The organism is Runella sp. MFBS21 (genome assembly GCF_029433105.1).
Classification (GTDB): Bacteria; Bacteroidota; Bacteroidia; order Cytophagales; family Spirosomataceae; genus Runella.
The window spans coordinates 1-23,439 of record NZ_JARNTW010000025.1; the positions used below are offsets into that span (position 1 = coordinate 1).

At 39.0% G+C, this 23,439-nt stretch carries 14 protein-coding genes; 3 read left to right on the forward strand and 11 right to left on the reverse strand.

Translation table 11 applies throughout. The annotated features are described in order from the left end of the window. Nucleotides 1–114: 114 nt before the first annotated feature. The gene (locus P1X15_RS28480) at nt 115–723 is read right to left on the reverse strand and encodes a hypothetical protein (RefSeq protein WP_277341528.1); all 609 of its coding nucleotides are present in this window, start codon (nt 721–723) and stop codon (nt 115–117) included. Nucleotides 724–1,462: 739 nt separating this feature from the next. On the opposite strand from P1X15_RS28480, the gene P1X15_RS28485 reads away from it, so the two are divergent. The 3 genes from P1X15_RS28485 (at nt 1,463) to P1X15_RS28495 (ending at nt 8,563) form a co-directional block, all read left to right on the forward strand. Further along, nucleotides 1,463–3,361 (forward strand): beta-N-acetylhexosaminidase, encoded by a 1,899-nt coding sequence (locus tag P1X15_RS28485; RefSeq protein ID WP_277341529.1) that lies wholly within the window; start codon nt 1,463–1,465, stop codon nt 3,359–3,361. A 180-nt stretch (nt 3,362–3,541) separates the two neighbouring features. Beyond that, nucleotides 3,542–8,185, forward strand: coding sequence for an ATP-binding protein (locus tag P1X15_RS28490; RefSeq protein ID WP_277341530.1), 4,644 nt, complete (start codon nt 3,542–3,544; stop codon nt 8,183–8,185). A gap of 3 nt (nt 8,186–8,188) precedes the next feature. Beyond that, complete coding sequence (locus P1X15_RS28495) at nt 8,189–8,563, forward strand: hypothetical protein (RefSeq protein ID WP_277341531.1); 375 nt, start codon at nt 8,189–8,191, stop codon at nt 8,561–8,563. Nucleotides 8,564–8,572: 9 nt separating this feature from the next. Here the strand turns inward: P1X15_RS28495 and P1X15_RS28500 are convergent, their stop codons facing one another. The 10 genes from P1X15_RS28500 to P1X15_RS28545 form a co-directional block, all read right to left on the reverse strand. Continuing rightward, entirely contained in the window at nt 8,573–9,568 is a 996-nt protein-coding gene (locus tag P1X15_RS28500) for a hypothetical protein (RefSeq protein WP_277341532.1), read from the reverse strand. 2 nt (nt 9,569–9,570) lie between these two features. Then, the gene (locus P1X15_RS28505; RefSeq protein WP_277341533.1) at nt 9,571–12,297 is read right to left on the reverse strand and encodes a hypothetical protein; all 2,727 of its coding nucleotides are present in this window, start codon (nt 12,295–12,297) and stop codon (nt 9,571–9,573) included. A gap of 74 nt (nt 12,298–12,371) precedes the next feature. Continuing rightward, a complete protein-coding gene (locus P1X15_RS28510; protein ID WP_277341534.1) occupies nt 12,372–13,118 on the reverse strand; it encodes a glycosyltransferase family 2 protein in 747 nt (248 codons plus the stop codon). A 155-nt stretch (nt 13,119–13,273) separates the two neighbouring features. Beyond that, nucleotides 13,274–14,392: an acyltransferase gene (locus P1X15_RS28515; RefSeq protein WP_277341535.1), complete on the reverse strand. Its 1,119-nt coding sequence runs from the start codon at nt 14,390–14,392 to the stop codon at nt 13,274–13,276. Continuing rightward, nucleotides 14,389–16,011 carry a hypothetical protein gene (locus tag P1X15_RS28520; RefSeq protein ID WP_277341536.1) on the reverse strand — a complete coding sequence of 541 codons (1,623 nt, stop codon included), beginning with the start codon at nt 16,009–16,011 and terminating at the stop codon, nt 14,389–14,391. The genes P1X15_RS28515 and P1X15_RS28520 overlap by 4 nt, the downstream gene beginning before the upstream one ends. 8 nt (nt 16,012–16,019) lie before the next feature. Continuing rightward, a complete protein-coding gene (locus tag P1X15_RS28525; RefSeq protein WP_277341537.1) occupies nt 16,020–16,943 on the reverse strand; it encodes a transketolase family protein in 924 nt (307 codons plus the stop codon). Between the two features lie 111 nt (nt 16,944–17,054). Then, nucleotides 17,055–18,764, reverse strand: a complete 1,710-nt coding sequence (locus P1X15_RS28530) for a hypothetical protein (protein WP_277341538.1) — start codon at nt 18,762–18,764, stop codon at nt 17,055–17,057. 25 nt (nt 18,765–18,789) lie between these two features. Further along, complete coding sequence (locus P1X15_RS28535) at nt 18,790–20,769, reverse strand: NAD-dependent epimerase/dehydratase family protein (protein WP_277341539.1); 1,980 nt, start codon at nt 20,767–20,769, stop codon at nt 18,790–18,792. Nucleotides 20,770–20,862: 93 nt separating this feature from the next. Next, nucleotides 20,863–21,678 (reverse strand): transketolase, encoded by an 816-nt coding sequence (locus P1X15_RS28540; RefSeq protein ID WP_277341540.1) that lies wholly within the window; start codon nt 21,676–21,678, stop codon nt 20,863–20,865. Beyond that, a complete protein-coding gene (locus P1X15_RS28545; RefSeq protein WP_277341541.1) occupies nt 21,678–23,438 on the reverse strand; it encodes a glycosyltransferase family 39 protein in 1,761 nt (586 codons plus the stop codon). The genes P1X15_RS28540 and P1X15_RS28545 overlap by 1 nt, the downstream gene beginning before the upstream one ends. Nucleotide 23,439 lies beyond the last annotated feature (1 nt).

The following is a 23,439-nucleotide window of genomic DNA, read 5'->3' on the forward strand; positions in this document are numbered from 1 at the left end:
TCCAATCGATACAGTTCAATGACATGCCATCGAAAGGCACCTGTTTTGTACTTTTTCTTTAAATTAATAAAGCTGCTCACTTTCATAACTTTACACAATTTGTGTCAAGCTATTTCAGGGATATACAACTCCATAATTTGATATTATTATGTTAAAAAGTATAGTGCGGAGATTATTAATAAAATCTGAAAAATAAACTGCATTTTTGGCCTTCAACATCAGTTCAGTAGAACGTCGAATGTCTATAGATACCACCGTAGTTTCATAACTAGATAAATTATCAAATAATTCTTGAAATTTTGAATTTACCATTAATCTTTCGTTAGCTTCGGTGGAGATTCTCGAAGCAATATGCTGTATTTGAATTTTAGCGTTAAGTTTTTTATTAGCATCTTCTAAACTCTTTATCGCCGCTTCACGTTCAATCGCATCAGCTTTAAACTTATTTACCTCAGCACTTTTACTTGATACCTCGCTTTTCAATGCAGCAATTTCGCTTGATAGTTTCGAATCGCTTTGTATTTTCTTTAGAAAATCCTCTGTAAATATAGAGTTTCTAGTTCCTAAACTGGAAGATTCTGAGGAATAATGAGGGGATGAATAATTATAACCCTCTCTCATATAAGTATAAGCACTTAAGGATGAAGCTTTATCTTGTAAATTCCATTTAAAAGCTGAACTGTTATAGATAGGATTTTTTGGCAATTTATTAGATTCTTCCATTTAATTATAATTGTCATTGAATTTAATCAAATATATAAATAAAATCTTAAATAATATAAAATTGAAATGTTTAAAGCTACGAACATCTTAATTTAAGCATACTATACTGGATTTTTAGTCTTATTTGCCAAATATTATTTTGTTTTCTCCTTGACTGTGAAATATTGATAATCATTAATGTCAGGAGCAAGAAACCCCAGACAATCACAATTTACGGACAATTAAAAACAAGCTGTATAACCGATAACTGATTGCCCCTTTTGGGTACGCCCAACGCTTGAATAATCACATAGATTACAAAATGAGTAATTAAGCAAAATTAGTTTAGACTTTCCAAATTTATAAATCCACTGATTATCAAGCTTATAAGTATAAAACTTGGAAAGTCTATTTTCCCATTAGTACTCAGGGTATATTCTTTTTATCTATCCTATCTTGTAATAGATTGATATACAGTACTATATCTAACTAAGAGTAACTGTAAAAGAAGAAATTTAAGTCTAAATATTGGGTATTAAGTGTTTTAAATTGTTGATAATCAATGCGATATGGTGATTTTTTTAGTCCCCTAAGTCCTACAAAAAGCCCCAAATTCCGTTGATTTGGGGCTTTTTTATTGGGAAAGCGCCTGGAAATACACTTCTTTAAGCTCTATCCTGCGGAGTTTTATATTTTAAAAAAATGTAAAAACTCCGCGTATTTTTGTGGCTATTCATCACTTTGACTTAAAATCCTTTTTATGAAGTACACCCTGGCTTTTTGTATTTTGTGGTGTTGCCTTACCACTTACGCCCAAAAAAAGGCGATTCATCTTATTCCCCAACCCGTAGAATTGAACCAACTCAACGGCGAATATCTGCTTACTGCTGCCTCGACGATTGTGTATGGACAACAGGACGCCAAAGATATAGCTCATCAATTGGCGCAAAAACTAGCGGTGGCTACTGGTTTTTCGCTAAAAGTTGTTAACTCTAAATCAGCTTTGCCCAATGCCATCACTTTGTACCTAAATGCCACTCCCAAAGCCACTTTAGGTAGTGAAGGCTATGAGTTGGAGGTGTTAGGCAAAAGTGTAAAAATAGCGGCTAATCAGCCGGCAGGTTTGTATTATGGTGTGCAATCTTTGTTGCAACTGCTACCGACCGACATCGAAAGTCAGAACGTGGTGCAGCGTCGTTGGCCGATTCCGAGCGTTCGCGTGCTTGACTATCCGCGTTTTGCGTGGCGTGGATTGATGTTTGATGTAAGTCGTCATTTTTTTAAGAAAGAAGACCTGAAACGCCATATCGACTACATGGCTCGCATGAAATTTAATGTATTGCATTGGCACTTGACCGACGATGAAGGCTGGCGTATCGAAATCAAATCTTTGCCCAAACTTACCTCTGTGGGCGCATGGCGTGTACCTCGTATCGGAGATTTTGGCGAATTGGCTCCCCCCAAAGACGGAGAAGCTGCTACGGAGGGTGGTTTTTATACCCAAGACGATATTAGGGAGCTCGTGCGCTATGCACAAGAAAGAAACGTAACAATCGTGCCCGAAATAGACGTGCCCGGCCATAGCATGGCGGCTTTGGCGGCTTATCCGGAGCTTTCTTGTACCAAAGACCCCAACACCAAAGTAAACCCCGGTAGTAAGTTTTCGGAATGGTACAGCGACGGTACGTTTAAGATGCTGGTCGATAATACCCTCAATCCTTCGGATGAAAAAGTGTATGAGTTTTTGGACAAAGTATTTGCCGAAGTAGCGCCTTTATTTCCGAGTCCTTACATTCATGTGGGGGGCGACGAATGCTATAAAGGCTACTGGGAAAAAGACGCGGGTTGCCAAGCGTTGATGAAACAAATGAATATGAAGCACGTGGAAGAGCTACAGGCGTATTTTATGAAACGAGTTGACAAAATCTTGAAATCGAAAGGTAAGAAGCTCTTGGGTTGGGATGAGATTTTGGAAGGTGGGATTGCCCCCGATGCTACCGTGATGAGTTGGCGGAGTCTGAAAGGGGGTATCGAAGCGGCTCATATGGGGCACAATGTCATCATGACACCCGTACAATATTGCTATCTCGACTATATGCAAAGCGACGCTACCCTTGAGCCTTATGTATATAGCACCTTACGCCTCAAAACCTGCTATGATTTTGAACCCGTGCCCGATGGCGTAGATACTAAGTTTATTTTGGGCGGCCAAGGCAACCTCTGGACCGAAGGTGTCAATACCCTGAGTCATGCGGAGTATATGCTGTACCCACGGAGTTGGGCGTTGTCGGAGGTGTATTGGTCGCCCAAAGGCAGCAAAAATTGGGAAAATTTTGTCCGCCGGATGGAAACCCAAATGGAACGTGCCGATTTGGCAGGGATAAATTATGCCCGTGGCGCTTATGATGCTGTCATCAAACCACAGCTGAAAGACGGTAAACTGACGGTAGCTCTCGAAACGGAGGTTCCTTATTTGGATATTTTTTATTCGATAGATGACTCCGTACCGGGGCGTTATTCGCCAACCTATGCCAATCCTATCGAAATCCCCGAAGGCCCTGTCACTTTGCGCGTGATTACATACCGTGAAGGCAAGCCTATTGGCAAGATGATTATCCTCAAAAGAGATGAGTTGCTCAAAAGAGCAGGGAAGAAGTAGGAGGATTTTCGTGATATTATGAACCAATCATGGCACTAACTTAGGTGCCATTTTTTTTGCCTTATACGTGTTAAAAGAAGAAGATTTTGGTAAAGATATGCCACTTGATAACTTTTTTTAAAAAAAGAATTAGTTGAAAGAGTAATTTTTCTTTAAAGTCAAACTAAACTCTTTACGACTATGGCTTCTGAATATTCGTATGCGTACAAGGCATTTATTAAGAATATATACCTTTTTCTCCCAAAATACACCTTTGATCACCATCCAATTGAAGGTAATGATGGTGAAATATTTTTAGGGAGAAATAAAATAACCGAGCGATTGTTAAACATGCTTAAAAATGGAGATGAGCGAGGGGCTTATCTAGTTACGGGTTATCGGGGTATGGGGAAAACAAGTTTTGTAAGGAAAGTCATCAAAGATTATAAGAAATTTAAAGATGAGAATAATGTTAAGGTTAAGGAAAGCCACATAAGTTTTGCCCAAAATGATCTCAAAGAAATAGATGTTTTAAGGCAAATTACTAAGTTTATCAAGGATGAACTTCAAGGTAATGATAGATTGAAAATTATCAATTACCTTGAACGACGTAGTTTGATTTTTTTCTTCGGCTGCTTGAGCTTCTTCTTATTGCTATTGTTTGGGAAGTATTTTCAGATTAATATTGAGATTGCAGAAGAACACAGTATCATCAATGCTTTAGTAGTAAGCTTGATAGGGGGGTTGGGGATGTTTCAGATTTTGCAATTATTGCTATATATAGCTCGAAATTACTCCTCTGTTTACAAATTAGTGACTATATACCGGCAAGTGGAGTTGCTATACGATCGCTGCCAAGGCGAAGTAAATGATGAAAAAGGGATTCAGAGTACCAATGAGCAACTACCTATAGGATTTATAAATAAAAAATCAAAAAAATTTCAACCACTTACATCTAAAGAAGCTGAATATGAATTGATTGAAATTTTAAGTAAATATAAAAAATTGTTTTTTTATGATAGAAGTAGAATGTTAGGGAAAATTTTTGTGCTAGTTTTTTTTATAGTTATTAATTTTAGTATTTTATTTTTTTTGTATGTGCTGTATTGTGTTGCGAGAGATGAGGCTGTTTTTTGCGTATTTTTTGTTTTAATTTTCATGTTTTTTATTGCTTTTAATAGAGAAGTGTTTGTTGATTTGGTAAATATTTTGAGGGAATTTAGGTATACTAAAGAGTTTATATTTGTTTTTGATGAGTTGGATAAGCTAGATCCACAAACAGGAAAAGGGTATTTTTATGAGAAAAATATTGCAGCTTCTACTAACCTACATTATAGTACTTATACAAATGAATTGAGAGAACGTAAGTATGCAGTTTTGAATTTATTATCTTCAATGAAATATTTTGTTACTGAAGCAAAAGCACGTTTTATTTTTATTGCAGGAAGAGAAATGTTTGATGCTTCTTTAGCAGATATTGCAGATAGACAATCGTCTATTAGTAGTGTCTTTCATCAGATTATATACGTAGATAGTTTTTATAGAGATAAACCTTCTAGGAGCAGAGCTTCTGGAATTGGAGAAATGGTAGAAGAATACCTTGAAAAAATTCTTATTGATGAAAAATACAAAAAAGATAAAAAAGATGAATTTTACAAAAATCATTTTTTGGCGAACTACTATGAGTTTTTAAATGAAAAATATGGTAAAAAAATAAATGAAAGTGTATCTCATGAGCCTAGTGGATGTGATTCTGGAATGATAAAAGAAGATGAAGTAGGGGGGGAAGAAAATTGTCTTTCTAAGGAGGAGATTTTGAAAATAATTTTTACTCTTCAAAATCTTATTATATATATTGCTTACCGCAGTAATGGATCTCCTAAAAAAATGGTTCACTTGTTAGAAGAATCTATTGTTAGGGTTCCTAAAAACGAAATAATAGATAGGAGATTGAATATTTATGCGGGAAGTCCTATGTATGACAAAGATAATACTATGGGAGAGTTGTATTTAAGAATTTCATATAAAAAACAATATAAATTAGGTTTTACTTCATATTTATTTCGACCTTTTCTTTTGATGTATGGTAGTTTTCTAAAACGCTATGGGGATAGTCTATTGGTTTCATCGCCATACCTAATTGATAATCTTATTAAATTTCACCCATTTGCTTTTTCAATTAAGAACTTAGAATTGTTGCCTGAAATCATATCGTCTAATAAAACCCCTGAACTAAGACTATTTATTGAAGAGCTTATTTATTTTCTAAGTCAAAATCATATACGTGAAACTGAATCAGGTTTTTTTGAATATAAATTCTACGATAAAACGCATAATGAAATAGCATATATTTCAAAGATTGCTGAGGAAGAATCAGCAGCTTTTAATTTTACATTGGATGAGAATTACCCTATCAAAAAACATTTAGCCGCTCGTATAAAAGAACTTCGTGAAACCCACAAAGATTTTAAAGATAGCAATGATGAATTTTCAATGTCATTGACCTTTCTTAATAATTTACTTGGAGATGCAGAGCTGTACGATGATGAATTCGAAGATGCTATAATATCATACTCTGATGCTTTGCAGGGTTTGCCGAAAAAAGAAGTTAAATATTTTACTCATGAACAATTGATACTGTCTGTAAGATTTAGACTAAAATTGGGGCTTACTTATGAGAAAATGAAGTCATATGATGTAGCATTGGGGCATTATACAGATGCATTACTTCAAATGAAATCTTTTTTTGAGGCTAATGGAGAAGAACGTCTACTGCTAGTTTCACCTTCTTTTAGAGAGTTATTACTATTAAGCTCTAATGCACTTGCTTCTGTTGTATATGTGCAGGAGAAGTTAGACGAAGGGCTTACTTTTCAAAAAATGGCTAATTTTAGTAAGATATTTCATGATATGCTTAATAATGTTGGTAAGACTTCATACAATGGTAGAGATATCATTGAATCAAACCATTATGCACAAATGGCTACAATTGCCTTTTATAAAAACATGCCTCTTCCATATAATGAAATGGAGGTGAATGTTGAATTTTTGAATATGATTTTTTTTGAACAACCTCTTAAGGAGCATTCTTTTATTCAAAAGTCTTTTGAAGAAATTAATAAAAACAATAAATATAATAAAATGATTTTTAATATAGGTAGCTTAACTAGGGATGGCTCTAGGGATTTTAGGTTTTCTTTTATTTCATATGTGTACTATAAAAAATGCCTTGCGTCATATTTGCCCAATAATAAACAATTAGGTTGTTTGCATGGTATTGTAAAAAATTCATTTGATATGATTTATGACTTCAATAATTCTCATGATAAAAATATGCTGAGAGGAGTTGCTGATGCTCTTACTAGATTAGGTGATTTACTTCTTACTTTGTTTGATTTAAAAATTGTGGAAGATGAAAAAAAGAAAATTTTATCTAATGAGTTTCTAAAATCTATTATAGAGATAAAAAATGATGATAAGGAATCAGTAATTGGAAATTTAGATAAAGGATTTAAATCGTATATTGATAATAATAAATCATTCTTGTTTGGTGAAACAAATGAAAATGAAGGAGTTTTGTTAGAAGGAATAGTGTTAATGTATTATTTATCAGGAAGATTTTACTTGAAATCTGGGCGCAGTAATAGTACTAGCTTTCAGTTTAGGAAAATACTCTTGCTTATGAGGAATTTTCTGTATTTTGATGATAGCTCAGAAAAACTTATATTTTGGCTTGAAAATAGTTTTCTAAAAAAAATATTGGAAATTAGTAGCTGGAATAATAACTCATCTGATAGGCCACAAATACTTAAGTTTAAAGACTATTTTGATATCAACTCAGTGTTAACTCCTAAAGAATATTCGAAGTATATTTATATGAATCTCTCTAATAATCCTGAAACTAAAGAAGCTTTGCTATTAATTGCAGATATGAAAATAAAGGCAAGTGATTATTCTGTATACACAACACTTGAAGACTTTATAACTAGATGCCCTGAACAAAGCCTCGTGACTCCTTTTAATGGTATTTCACACCAATTTGTTCGAATAGTAGAGTTGAACTTACAAGTTAGTATGAATTATAAATATTTGAAAGAAAAACTGAATAAAGAATACATAGATATAAATAAAAGAACTACCCCTAACTTAATTTCTTGGGAAAAAGAGTATTCATCACTTTTTCTCATCAATGACAATAATATTGATAAGCTTGAAATTAGAGAATATGAATTTACTAAAAGATTTTCCGATAAATATCTTAGTAAAAAATTAGGAATAGTGGACGAAAATGACATTTGTTTGGGTCAAATGAAAGTTTTACTAAAAGAGTATTTTCAAGTAGTAGTAAATTCTATTTACTGTAATTACCATATTATTGCATCTCTAAAAATATATGGTGTCAACCATTTCTTAAATAATGCTTATATGGCTTCTTTTCACGAAAAATTGGCCTTCTGGTTAAAGCACCTTCGTTTATGTAAAATACTGGATGCTGAACTTGAATTAGATTTCGAAATTGATAGCATTTTTAATCAACTATTAGGTTTTCGAGTGATTCATACTCTTGAGGTAGTTCCTCAATATCAATTAGCACTTCAATATTATTATCAGTCGCTTCAAGTACATAGTGAAGGGTCTGCATATAAATATCAGATAAGTAATTTTATTTATCTCGAAGATGATTATAATGATAATCTATATCATTTTGGGGCGGCTCTTGAACGGCAGAGAATTAACTCAGGCTATATTAGAAAGCGAATAAAAGAAATAGAAAATGAAACAAAAGATGCGGGTATTTTAAAATACGATATGTTTGTCAATAGTGAGAAGATAAATAACAGATAGGATATGAATAAAAAACAACATGATTTTTACATAAAGGAAGCTATTAAGTATTTAGAAGGAGGCAATTCTGTAACAGCTGTGAGAAGTTATTTGCAAGATAGAGGACTAGAAGAAAGATGGTGTTCAAAAGTAGCTAGAAACGCTTTTGCAGTTTATACTATCAATAATGCAAATACCAGGATAAAAAGAGGATTTATCTGGACATTACTTAGTGTAATAGCTATTTTAATTACTTTATATGGTTTTATTTTTTTAGAGAAGGGAGGATTGTGGGTAGTTGGAGGTCCGCTTATATATGGCGTTTTTCAGTTACTGAGCGGTTATCAAAATAAATGTATTGCACTAAAACAATATGATGAGTCTTTTTTGTATGATTAAAAATACTTTCTACCTCAGCACATCATTTACTTTCTTGACCCAAATGGATTGACCAAAGCAAGTCCAGTGTGTATCGCTTAGGGAATACACTTGTTGGGAGTTTTGAGTAAAAGCCGGCCAAATATCAAGCACGGGGGCTTGTAGAGAAGGGTATTGCTGTACGCGCTCTACCAAGTGATTGTAAGGGCCCATTGAGGGGGCTACAATGCTGGTTTTATTGGGAATAATGGATAAATACACTTCGTCAAAGCCTAACGAAAGATAGTGCTGGCGCGTTTGGTTAACACCCTTGATGAGGCTGTCTAGTTCGCTATCGGGGAGATATTTGAAAGAAGATGTAATACGAGTCGAATCGGTATCCCAGCAAAAAAGAATATTCTTCCCGTCGGGGGAGAGGGCAACTTGGTCGTTGTGGCGGTCAAACCACGCGAGATTAAGGCTTGCTTTCCATTCTTTTAAGGTCAGAAATACGTCACCCGAAAATAGGAAACTCGTCAGGGCTTCTTCGCTTTCGCCCAATACTTTGTCCCAATAGTCAAGCGAAAAAATACTTGCTTCACCTTGGGGCACGACTTTCTGAGATTTACCTATTTTAAGAACCCTTACAGAGTCTACGAAGTGCTCTCTAAAATGCCGCTCTACGGTTTGTAGCACAAGTATATTACGTTTTGTGGTATCTAGTTGTATGGTTAGTGGCTCGTTCCAGTGCGTTCGTAAGTAATTCTTAGCCACAAAATCAAGACTATCTACGCGGGCTTTTTCGGTAAAGCTATCGCCAATGATGTATAAGCTCGTATTGGTTTTAGGAAGATTCGATTGTTTAGGGCAGGCTTGGGTAAGTTGTTTGAAATCTGGAAGGTTAGACAAGCGGTACAAATCTCCGTATCGATAAGAATCTTTGGTCAATCCTAGGTCAAAGGCTTTTTGGCGGAGCATAGGATTGCAGCCTATCATCCACAAAAGTGAGAAAACGAATAGAATAATATATTTGAGAATATGTGTCACAATTACCTGATTTTGAGGGACCAAGTTTGGAGTTTTTTGTTGGCGTAGCTATGGATGAGCAATTTGTTGTAGCCTTCTACGAGCGTAATCCGTATGGGGATTTCGCTGGGAATCGGCTTGTCACCGAGCTGGGTACCTTTGAGGGTATAAAGGGTGGTAAAATTACCCGATTTTACGCTTAAAAACTTAATGTCTGAGCCCAAAAAATGATACTGTACATTGTTGCGGTAGGGAATCAGTCCCTTAGCCGAAAACAATTCACGTCCTTGTTTGTCTAGTACGGCAAATTGGGTCTCTGATTCACGGAACAATATCCAATCGCGGTTGTTGATGGAGGAGCGTGCACGGAAAAATGCCGTTGGGTCGGAGCGGAAAAGCTGCGTTTTACTCAAGATTTTACCCGTCAATGTCATATCGTGTAGTTCGCCGTACTTGCTGACACCTATCAGGTGAGTGGTGCCTGTTTCGGGCGTAAATACCCCAAAAAATGGCCCAGTAAATTTGGTTTTAAGGTCAATTTTGAAGGGTGGAGGAATCACCCCCGTTTCGCTGATGAGCCCCACTTGTCCCGAAGCTTGGGTAAATAAGAAATGACGTTTGCCCAGGTATTCTACTTCATGAATTGGCAATAGCAATTCTGCAAAAGGCCTGGAACGATTGAGTACGATAGGGTCTTGACTGGGACTGTTCCAAAGGTACAAATATCCCTCATTGTCGATAACCAAGAAGCGAAAGCTGCCCTCAATTCCACTTTCTAGTTGTTGGAAACTACGTACGCTACGCCCAGCGGGTAGCTTGATAGGGGGCAAGGACATGTATCTTTGACGATCATCTTCGTCTATGACATATAAACTTTTTTCGGTCGCGAATACATATTGCAAGCGCCCGATGCTCAAAAAATCTACTGAATAAATATCGCCCACAATCGGAGCGTCGAGTTGAGCAATTTTACGTTTTTTCTCTTCTACAAATGGATTCTGCAATTCTCCTGACGAAGTGACGACAATCATTTTGTCGAGCGCACTGGGGTAATTTCTGACCGTATAAATTCCGCCAGCTGGTGCTGGTTCAAAAGCCTGTTCTTGTTGTAGAAAAACTTTATTAAGGGTTTTGGCATTGGCGGCTTTGGTAAGGCGCCCAAACGTCAGCGATGAATAGGCTCGCCCACTTTTATAGGCCGATTGAAACACCATCTGATCAAAGGGAAGTTGCTCTGTAATGTCGTAATTGAGGTTTGTGAAGAGATAATTCATGAAACCTGCGGCTAAATAATCCTTACTTTTACGAGGGCTAACAATAAAAGTAAAGTTGGAGGCACCAAGGGTTTTATTCAAAAAAGTATGATGAATCGCCGAATTGGCCCAGGTACGTTGATACTCTACATCAATGAGATAGTCTTTGAGTACTTGTGAATCATTGCTATAGACAATGAAGTTTTGGTGAAAAGCTACGTACGATTTCTGAAACCCTTTGAACAAACCACCAAAAAGTACTGCTGGTAGCTCTGGCCAATTGATGGTATAGACATACCCTCCTTGGAAGGGTTCGTAGGGGAGACCAGTGTTTTTATTGAAAAGAATCGCTAGACGTTTAAAAAAAGGCTCTAATCCATGCTTGGGGGTTACCTGTTGAAGGATAATTTGCCCTTTTGTAAGAACATTGTTAGGTTCTAACTGGCACAAAATCAGTTCTTTATTAAAGTGTCTATAAAAAGAGTCAACGCGGGCGTTACCGATTTGAGTGAGTAAGTTACGGCGTAGCTGATTGACAGAGTCATTAGAAACATTATCCAACTGAGCACGTAGCTTACGCGAAAAAGTGCTGGCATTATCAAATCCCAATCGGTACATAATAGCTGTATTGTTGGGAATGAAATAGGTACTTTTGAGAGGACTGGCTTTTTGATCATTGAGGGCCTCCAAATAACCGCCGAGTTTTACTTTTTTACCTTTCGAAATAAGCGTTGGATTTTTGGAAGAAAAAAACTTATCTAGGTGAAGTCCCTCGGTACTTGGCAAAAAAGACAAAAAGTACAGCAAACCTGCGTCGCTACTGGCAGCTGCATCACGACGTAGGGCTTCTGATAAAACCACATTATCAAGATAAATACTTAGGTCACTGTTTTCTTGTTTGATGCTCTCAAAACGGCTGGTATTGGTGGTTCGCAATGGACTTTGGGCAAATCGTACCCAATCTTCCAAGACATCTCCTGAGACACAGGCCACCAAAAAATTGTTGAAAAAAGTATAAGCAAAAAGAGGGGCCGAAGTGGGGCTAGTCACGTCGTAGATTTTTTGTCCACTATGGATATGAGAGGTTACTCTGGCCTTAGAAGATACTGGCCCTTCTAGCCACCCATAGCTTTGAAATGCTTCCAAGGGTACAAAAATCAAGTAAGTAAAGCGACCACTTGATGTTTTTTGTAATACATAACTAATCGGACGCCCTTGGAGGAGTTTTTCGGCACGGGTGCTGTCGTCGGTGAGAAGCCGAAAAAGGTCGATTTGGCGGGCTGCTAAGTTTAGCAAAGGAATGTCCCGGATTTCGATACCCCCTTTTTGGACTTTATACGTAGTATCTTGCAGTTTCTGACTTTGAATCAGAAAAAAAGAGTTTTCAGGTAGTAGTTTCCACACCGTGGCCGAGTACCTCTGCCAACGTTGAAAACCCCACCACCCCGCAAATAATAATACTAAGGATAGACCGACTATTAGTCCTCTTTTTTTCATAGGTTAAAACGAGTAAGCAATCAATTATACACCATTATGCTGCAAACAGTGTACCATTTATGCTACTTACTCTTTTAGGCCGCTTTTATTGCTTTCACCTTGCTATTTAGTTCTAAGCGGAATCGTAGCAGCTCCTTAAAACTTTGAATACATACTTTGATAAGTTTCCAGCGCAAGATAGAAACGGTGCCTGTCAAACGCTCTTTGTGCGTAATGGGTATATCAAAGGTTTTTTCGCCAGCTTTTTTTGCCATAACTGCCAAGAAGATGTTGGGAGCAAAAGGCTCTGGATTGGGTAGCTGCGCCAACAATTTTTTCAAATAACTTCCTTTGATAAGGCGGAAGGGGATATTGGCGTCGTTGATGAAAGTACCGTATGCAAAAAAGATAGTGTACTTAAGAATTCGCGTAATTACCAAACGAGCAGGTGCGTCGTAGCGCACTTGGCGATACCCCATGATAAAGTTTGATTCATTACGTTTTGCCCATAGCTTTATGACGTCTTCGGTCACAAATTGATCATCGCTATCGGTCTGAAATACCCATTCCGAGTCCAATTCTACGGCTTTTTTATAACCATTGACGGCGGCGTTGCCGTGTCCGCCATTGGGCTGATGTACTACAAGTAGATTGTCGATACCAGGGGCGATGCGGTCAAGGATAGTTTTGGTACCATCTTTAGAACCGTCATTAATTACGATGAGTTTGGTTTCTTTGCCAGGGAAGGTATTCTTAAGGAAGGATGTCCACATGGTTACGACCTGCTCTATACATTCTTCTTCATTATATGCAGGCATCACAATCGAGAAATAAAGGCTCATTAAGTGAGGTAATTTAAGTTAAATGTTATTTGTTATCCGTTTTTGAATCAAAGCACAGTAAAATTTCGCAAAACTACTCAAAAAAAGCCGTGTACCCTAGGTTTACAAGAGAAGGATTTATTTTGTGGTACTTCTGAACTAGCTTTCTTAAAATTTTAAGGGGCATATTTGTCTTTGAGGTCATTGATGGGTTTTTCTATCAAATGCCATGAAATGGATGCCACAATGGTAGTAAGCAAGAATAATATCAAAAACTGAGCAACGTGCATTTGTTGGAAGCCTTCTATGCTTCGATTTAGTTTTCCCAATAACCTTACCACGGGGTGGTTGGCGGGAGAATGGTAGTGATTATACACAAAATTGTGATATACGTATAGACCATAACTAATTTTGCCTAAATAGTTGCTGACGGGGTTTTCCAGAACCCATTTAAACCAGCCTTTATACCCAACAATGGCACCTCCTAAAAGGAACATAAAGAATACAGAGGCAAAGAATCGTTCCCAAATATTAATAGATAGATTATGATCTTGGTCAACACCTGATTGGGTGATTTGGGCTGACCAATAAAACACCACGGCCAATGCCGCCAAACTTACCCATAAGTACAGACGATTGTCGAAAATAGACTGAAAAGTAACTCGATGATAAAGCTGTATGTAGGCCATGATTGCTCCTAGCCCGAAAGCGTCCAATGCAGTGGGCATACTGACATATGAAATAAACCACGGCTGACCTGTGATGAAAAAATAAGTGCGCAATAAGAGGCTTACTCCAATCAGCACCCCAAAAAAAGGTACCAGAAAGCGTCTTGGAATAAAAAAGATAAGAATCGGGAAAAAAATGTAAAACTGCTCTTCGACCGCCAAAGACCAAAAATGGTCGGTCACTCCTAGCCATGTTTTTTTGAGAGCAATGTAAATATTAGAAGCATACAGAATTTGCCAAAGCTCTTTGCCTCGTACGGAAGGGTCGTTGAAAAGCCAGAGTACGGCCAAAGAAAGGTAGTAAATAGGAAAAATCCGAAGGGTACGGCGGATATAAAACTTTTTCATGTATTGTCCTAACCCATTGGATTGCCCAAAGAGCTTGTCGCGGCTACTCATCAAAATCCTAGCAATCAGAAAACCGCTCAATACAAAAAATAGATTAACGCCTAATTTGCCAAAAGGTAGAAAATGAGGCTCGGGAGTCCAGTGGTCCCAGAGTACCAATCCAACGGCCAAAAAACGTAATCCGTCAAGTTGAATTAAATAGTTGTTGTGCTGTTTCACCAATTTGTCTTGATACTTTGTTGCGCTACTTTTTCAAAGGTTACTACATCGCAGGGGGCATTTTCAAAATATAACTTTCCCTTACGGTCATAGTGTAGCCAACGCACCCGATATGTACCTGCGGTGACCTCAGAGGCAGGTATTTGAACGGACGAACCTTTGGCAAAAAAGCGATTGTAATTGATAATATTACGGAATGAATGCTTACGTTCGGGAGTCGTTGGAAAAATATACTGATTTTTCTGGTTTGATAACAATACATACAACCCACCATCACGCAAGTCATATACTTGATATTCGGGCTGTGCCAAGCTTAGTTTTTGGTCAACAAGCGAGCAGGTTTTTCCTACCATGAGACTATCAGAGGGGATTTGTATTTTTTCAAACAACAGCCTAGGAGGATGATATATAGCGCTAGGCTTATTAGTAGGGTCGTTGCGCCAGTTGAAGCAGCTGGTTACATTGAATTTTCGTAGCTGAATCGTATCGTAGAGGTGATAGTGCTGATTGCTAGCATACAAGAAAGCGGCACCTACCACAAAAGTCAATGTAAGTACTTCTCTAAATCTGGGACTGACCAAGCGGGTCAAATAGGCGATATTAAAACTTAGTAAAAGAGCAGAATACAACTTATAACGGCTCGTAAGCATATTTTCGGGACCTAGTCCGATGCGCGAATAAGTTACAATCACCGCCGTAGCCAAAGCAAAAAGTACCCCTCCTAAGTAAAAATAATCAAACTCATTCAACTCGAATTGACGTTTCCAATAACTCCGCAGGATGTAAAGTAAAATACTTAAACTGACAAATAAAGTGAGTCCACCCATCAAAAAGGGCATTTGGATAGGGGTATTCCCAAAAGGTAAACTTTCAAATAATGACCCGCAAAATAGCAGAAACCCTTTGATGAGTGTCAGCAAGTTGCTACTGCCTTTGACTCCTAAGTCGGTGGGTGGAGCTTTGTATTGCCAAAAATAAAGCCCAATACTGATCGCACTAAAGACTACCCAAAAAGAGGAGACTTTCCACCGTTTTTGGAGGAGAAGGACGCCCAGCGCTAAAGGAAAAATCAGGATACCATTACCACTCGTAAAAAGTCCCATAAAGGCCATCGGGACGGCCCATGCCCAATGCTTGTCGCGGCGGCTGAGTCGCCAAAAAGTAAGCACAGCCCAGGCTACTACCCAAAAGTTTTGGATAGCGGCCATGCCCCAAAAGGTATTTTCCCAGAATGCAAGCGAAAACCAAAAAGTAGCAATCGGCAACGCATACCATACGGCTCCCGGAAGCGGTTTGAAAAATCGAGTAAGTAGCCACCAAATCACTAGCAAAGCTAGGTTTCCGACAAACATCAAATGCTCGTAATTGATGTGGCCAAAAATCTTATAATCTACAATCGCCACAATCCGTGTAAGTGCAACACGGTGCTCATTGTGTTGGACAAAAATGGCGTGTAGTTTATCACCTAGCCCGCTAGCTTTTTCGTACTGTTCGATAGTTGCTTTGAAGGCATGGTCGTCCCATTTCGGTATGTTGATAGCATAGCGATTCCAAAGCTGATAATATACAAAAATCAGGGCAAAAGTAACGATAAGTGACGCTAAGGCTCGTTTGTTCATCGACCCAATCAGTGAATGAGAGAATGAGAAAAGGACTGAATAATACTCGCAATATGAGAAGCATCTAATCCTGATTGGGTCTGATGGTAATTTTGACTGCCATAAAGCCCATTAGGGTAGCCTTGGGCAGTGAGCGATTTGAAATTTTTAGGATGAATCCCCGCTTCAAGCATTTTGACAGACAGCTGCTGTGCCAATCCGCCAATGCTTACGTGCTCTTCTACTACCAATATATTTTCTACTTTGCGGAGCGCCTCGATTATCGTAGGGGTAAGTTGAAGGGGCAAAGTAAGGGCGGTATATACATCACAATCGTTTTGCAAACCTAGCTGAGATAGCGCTTTCTGGACATTGGCGACAATAGGACCTAATGCAATGATAGCCGTAGAAGCATCAGGAGCGTAATTGATTTTTTTCAATGAACCCGACAACTCGGCTCCTTCGGGAGTGGCTCCACCTACACCTAGACGAAGATATGCAGGACTCTTGTCTTGAAGTATTTGGGTTAAAACAGGCTCTACCTCATCGCTAAAAGCAGGTATCCACGTTTTGACGTTTTGAAGGCTGCTCAAACACGCCAAATCCTCAATTGCATGGTGAGTGCTACCCATGATGCCATAACCATAACCGCCGCCATTGCCCACCAAAAAAACGGGGAGATTGTGCAGACAGGCGTCATTACGGAATTGCTCAAGACAGCGATACACCACAAAAGGAGCAATGCTATAGCAAAATACTTTATATCCTTTGTAAGCCATTCCGGCGGCTACTCCCACCATGTTTTGCTCGGCTACTCCTGCATTGATAAAACGATTACCTAGCTTCTCTTGGAGGTTTTCTAAGGCATTGTAGCCCAAATCGCCCGTGATAAATACTACTGATTCATCGGCGAGGGCTAGTTTTTCGATGGCGGCTGAAAATTCTTTACGCATGGTTTTTACATCCTTTTGAGTGTATCAACGACTCAGGAATACTCATATAATTGATGAATACAAATACAAATTAAACAAAATTCAAAGGGTTACCCAAATTCTAATAAATGCTTAATGGGTGAAGTTACTTTCCTGCACGGCGTCAAAATAGGCGGGCTGCCATTGGATTTCTAAGGAATTGTTTACAACATGAGCTACGCCTACTTGATATTTTCCCGTTGGGAAATGACGATAGGTGAGCTCTAAATTGAAGTGTGGGTAATAATAATCATTCCCCATCATCACCAACCGAATACTACGGCGATTGTACACTGCGGGTACTAAGTAAGTTTGGGATTGTGATAAATTTCGAAAAGCAATGTAATAGTCTTCTTTGAGCGATAAGCGAGGTACGTCTGATGATATTTTTAAAATCTTATCAGTAGGAGACTGTTCCATTTTGAAATGGGGGAACACTGTTGCTTTTTCAGCGACTATGTCAAAAGGAGACTTTGTAATACGATATTGAAGAGCTTTTTCTGCTTTGTCCATAGCCAGCTTGGAAGCTTCTTCCCAGTAGGAAGTATCACGATAAATAAACCACTGATGCGTACTGACCCAATTGTGCTGTGCAGAAGTATACGAACGGCTGTATTCGGCAAAAATCTTATAAAAATGAAAAAAAGAAATAAGCCAAAAAATGCCTAATGCTCCCACAAATCCTCTAAAAAACAATTTCTGTTTTGCCAAAAAAGGGAGCAAACAAAAATACCCTAACACCAAGCCTGCCACCGAATGAATACGATAACGATTGATGTGCATCAGGATTTCGTCTTTGTCAACTCTCGAAAGACACAATAAAAAACCTGTCAATACAAAGAAACCCAAACTTCCAATTTGAAAATCGAAAAAGCGGTTGGGATGAGACGGCTTTTCGTTTATAGGCGTTTTGAAATACGATTTTAAAAGTCGAACCACGAGATACCCAAAGCAGATTAAAATAAATCCTCCCGCCAAAATAGAAGCTACATCGCTCGCTGTAAGTTTCTTGGGCCATTCTTCACTCCAGTTGAGTGCTGAGCCTAGAAATACAAGCAGATTGGTAACTACATACCGGAAATGTTGGGTGATGTTGTTGAAAGGATTGTTACGATTTTCAAATTTGGTATAATTTGTAAAATAAACTATCGCGATTACCAAAGCACCTAAGGCCCAAATCGAAAGGTCTTTCCAGCGTTTTTGGGCGATTAAAAGTCCTGCTCCTACACCTAAAATGACGATTCCATTACCGAATGTATAAGTGCACATCAATGCGCTGCCGAGGGCCCACCAAAGGTGTTTTTGTTGCCTACTTGATAGCCAATGTATGGTAAGAATGGCAAAGAAAGAAACCGAATTGTAGGCAAGTGTAGCGGCAGGCCACAAAACACCATCGTACGAATAGCAAGGCTGAAAGAGAATAATCGAAACAGGCAACAAATAAATAGTAGAATAATGGGCAAGCTTGAGTTGCCGCCAGCAAATCACCAAAATTCCCAACAACGAAAGATTCCCTAAAATAATAATCCAATAAAAGGAAACTTTCCCACTCACTAAGTACTGAAGTAAGACCACAAAACGGGTATAAAACAACCGGTGCTCTACAAATTGCGCCGTTAGGAGTGAGAGTTTTTCTCCCAAACTTTGAGTAGATACATAGTTGGTTAGAAAATGTAAAATCAACTCAAAATCATCTCCTTGGGGTACATCGGCAGCGAAATACCCCAAAAAGAGACAAAAGATGAGCAGTGGAAAAACAAAACTTATATTGGCTAGTCGAGCTATAGTAGTAGAGAATTTCATTATTGATTGAGTAAGATGAAAAGAGCTATTTTTTCCTTTGTTTGACAAGGGTCATAATCTCGTCAGAAGTACGAAATACCTTTTCACCTTTTTGAATTTTTGTTCTGATAAACTTGGGTCGTTTTTTAGTCTCTTCAAATATTTTACTGATATATTCACCCAAGAATGAAATTCCTAACAGTGTTAAACCTCCGAACAAGGTAATCAGGATGATTACTGTCGTGAATCCTTGCGGTGTATCAGGCGCAATGATGTATTTGGCTAGTATCTGATAAAAAATTCCTAATACTGAGCAAGCTGTCAGAATAAAACCGGCATAACTCATCAACTCCAAAGGGGCAAAACTGAAAGAGAAAATGGCTTTTTTAGCCCACCAGATATTTTTGCGCCAGTTGTTGGTAGATACGCCAAACATACGTTCGGGTCGTACATAATCAACCCCCGTTTGTTTGAAACCAACCCAGGCCCGTAGCCCCCGCAAAAACTGCTCAGTCTCAGGAAGTGCCACCAATTCTTTGACGACCTTACGGTCAATCATCGAAAAGTCACCGGCATCACGTGGGATAGGGATGTAGCTAAGATTTTGGAATACTTTGTAGAAAGATTTATAAAAGAAGTGAATGTGGGGTTTCATTTCACGCTGCACACGCACACCATATACTACATCGAAGCCATTCGACCATTTTTCATAAAATTGAGGAATCACTTCTGGCGGGTCTTGCAAGTCACCGTCCATCAACACCACAGCATCGCCCGTCGAAATTTCCATACCGCTCAAAAATGCCGATTGCGACCCGAAGTTACGCGAGTGTGTAATACCAATAACATTGGGGTCTTTTTGGCAAATTTGATTGATAACTTCTTCCTGATTGTCGGGTGAGGCATCATTGACAAAAATAATCTCATACCTGACCTTCATTTCATTGAAAGTCTTTACCAAACGCTCGTACATAAACGGAATGGCTTGCGCATCTTTATAACAGGCAATAATCGCCGTAATGACAGGATTGAGCTTAGGATTGGCAAAAGCAGGTAGCAAACGCTCTTCGTATTGATGAGCTTCTTGCCATTCTTTGGTAAGTCTTAGTCCATCACTTAGAGAAGTACGTGCTTGCCACGCCAAATCTTGTTGGGCTTGGGTAGGGTCGCCGTACCATTCGGCTAAGTCCCAGCCTCGATTGGGCATACTTCCCCAGAGAGGCGCATCAGCTATCTTGAATGTTTGACGCGATACATCCACGAGTTCACGCATGGTGGTTTTGGTACCAGTAGCGATGTTGTAGGAATTGCCAGCAATTGACGAATTGACTCCTAACGCCGCATCTACAAAGGCTTCTACGCAATCGTCGATGTACACAAAATCACGACTAATATCTGGCGATACTAGAGGAGGATATTTGCCTTTTCGGGCTTCTTCGACTAGGCGCGGAATGAGTCGGTCGGGTTCTTCCCAGCCGCCATAGATGGAGTAAAGTCTTAGATTAAGGGCTTTACGCTGGTGAACTTTGGCATAAAACTCAATCAAATACGCCGCCGAAACTTTTGAGACGGCATAATGACTATTGGGTTTGACAGGGTCAGTTTCTTTAGGTGCCGTGCAGTTGAATCCATACTCGGAGCTACTACCTGCATGAATATATACGGTTTGGTCGGTACAGTTTTCAAGAATATTGACTGTCCCGATGACATTGGTCTCGTAAGTAAGATTGATATTTTTTTGTTTACTATAAGCACCGTAAGCGGCCAAATTGAAAATGGTACGAGGCTTGTATTTTTCAAAAATTTGCTCGACCGAATTATTTGAAAGTATATCGCAGTGGACGATGTTTTCAAAGGGGACATCCATGAGCTTGAGTCGCCATGCTTTGGTGGCGTCGTGGGTAAGCGCGTATACATCCTTGCGAATGCTGAAGATATCTTTGAAAAGGTTGGCTCCAATGAAGCCACTAGCCCCGAACACAAAAATAGGACCTTTGAGCTGCTGTATTTTGTCGGCGTAAATCAAAATATAATTGTACTTAAGTAAAAAATCGTTATTAGTATTTTGAAGAGATAATTTTACTTTCTAAAACTACCTACCAAGTAAAGCTAGACGGGGTCAAGAAAAATAGAATTGGTTGACGTCGGCTTTGGCTTTCTCATATAGTTCATCGCTCATAGGCAAGTAGTGCCATTCCATGCGATCTTCCATGTACGATACGCCTTTTCCTTTGGTAGTATGCGCAATGATTGCCTTCGGAATCCCATTGTTTCTACTTTTGACTTCCTCGATAAGCTCAATCATGGCAGCTGGGTCGTGGCCATTTACTTCAAATACATCAAAGCCAATGGCTTTCCATTTAGCAGGAGAGGCGGTTTCTCCCAATACATCAGTGGTATTCCCAAAGCCTTGAAGGCCGTTTTTGTCGATGATAAGAATCAAATTGTCTAGTTGATTTTGAATCGCATAGTGGGCTGCCTCCCAAGTAGTTCCTTCATTGGTTTCACCGTCCGACATTAGAATAAATGAAAGCGAATCTGTTCCAGCAAGTTTTGACGCATGAGCCATCCCTGAAGCAATCGGCAGTCCGTGCCCTAATGATCCCGTTGCAAAGGGAATACCCGCGTGTTTGTTAGGGGCAGGGTGAGCAGGGAGGGTAGTTCCGTCTTTATAGAATGTATCAAGTTCGTCGTCAGATATTTCACCTAAGTGATTGAGTGCCACATAAAGTGCCGCTGCCGCGTGCCCTTTCGATAAGATAAAAGTGTCTTGCGCTCTTTTTTGTTGAATCAAGGCCGCGATTAGTATATCTACACAGCTCAAAGAGCAGCCGATATGCCCTGCATTGGCTTTTTTATAAAGACTGAGGACCTTCAGACGTAAGTCCCCGCTGAGTTTTTTATAGTCGATTGAAGTTGTTTGTGTTGCTACCATTAGTATCTTTTTCCTTTCAAGTCTGTTAATTCAATCAGTTGGCCTGTAGCCTTTTTAAGAATGATTTGATTCACATTTACGGTATCTAATCGCTGCACAAAGATACCGTCTTTTGGCAAATACAAGTTAAAATATTGTGCATCAACCACCGAATAAGGCAGATAAGTCTTATCCATGGGGTTGTCAAACTTCGCTAAAGGGGCAGGCAACACAATCGTATCGCCAGGTTGATATTGTTTTAATGCTTTTTGCGCAGCAGCATAGTGAGGATTGGGAAGGCGAGGAGTAGCACGGTAACTATACTTGGGGGAAGTATCAGCGTAGATACTTCCTAAGGTAGTCGTAATCAGGCCTAATTGGGCGACGAGAATCGCAATAATCAAGAACTTGAACACCCCCTTACTTTCTAATAGTTGCCAAAGAGCCATACCTGCCAAAATGACAACATAGGGAAACGAGAAGCCTGAGTATCTTTGCGTAAGACCATAAGTATGGCCACTTCTTACGGCATTCAAGATCAAAAAAGCGGAGGGCACAATGGCAATAATAATGAAAAAACCTAAAAGTTTTTTATCCAGTAGCTTGACTTTGTAGAAAGCCAAGTAGAGCATCAAAACTGCAACCGACGCAATCACAAAGCCTAGACGCTGAGTCGTATACACAATAGCACTTGCCCCAAGTATTCCAGCCGATACCAAAGTAATAATGGTGGCTTTTTCGGGTTTGCGCTGACTGAAACGAAACGCAAAAATCAGCCCTATTCCCATAAGAAGCGATAAAACAATGTTCTTTTTGCCTTCAAGTGTACCCACAAGTCCGTTTGAATAAATCCACAAGTCGGTAAAGATAGGCAGGCTCTTGTCAAAAACATTTTTGAATGTAGCCGGCAAAATAATACCGTAAGGGTTGTTGTAGGGGCGATTAAGGGCACACTCAAGATAAACTTTTGATTGATGATTGAGACTAAAAAGGGTGTATTGACCGCCGCCATACACAAACCACCAAGCCAAACCACCCATGGCAAAAGCCCCCGCTAACGAGAAAGAAATCCAACTTTTAAGTTTTCTGACAAAAAATAAGACATAAGCACCGTGGGCCAACATAACCGACGCCACTAGAAAATGTGCATAAAGCCCCAACAATATCGTAATACCATAGCCTACGTACCACTTCCAAGAGCTTTGTTTTTGGGTGTCGGCTTCAAGTGCTCGTAGAAAAAAATACGTAGCCAACAAAGTCAAGAAAAAAGTAAGAGAGTAATTGCGTGCTTGCTGACTATAAGCCACAAAAAATGGTTCAATAGCGGCCAAAAACGCTGCCGTTAGTGCAAGCGTGCTAGATTTGGTAAAGTGATTTGTAAAAACAAATATCAAGTAAACAGTCAATACACTGAAAATAACCGACAGTAAACGAGCCGAAAAATCAGAAATACCAAATAGATTAAGCCAATGATGTAATATAAAATAATAAAAGGAACTGTTGCCGATGTCGCTGCGAGTCATGGCTTCGTAATAATCGGGGAGTTTTTTCTCCCGCCAAAATTCTTGATTAGTAAATACTAGTTTTCCTTTGTCAAACACATCGTGTTGATTGCCGCCATCTTGTACGATTCCCTGACTTACCACCATCGTGGCTTTTTCGTCATAAAATATACCGTGAGCATCCAAGCGGAAAAGTCTTAGGCCAGCGGCTAGTGCCAAAATAGCCACAAGCCCATAAAGTAGGTATTTGTTTGCGTGGGTAGAAAGTGTCTGAAACAAT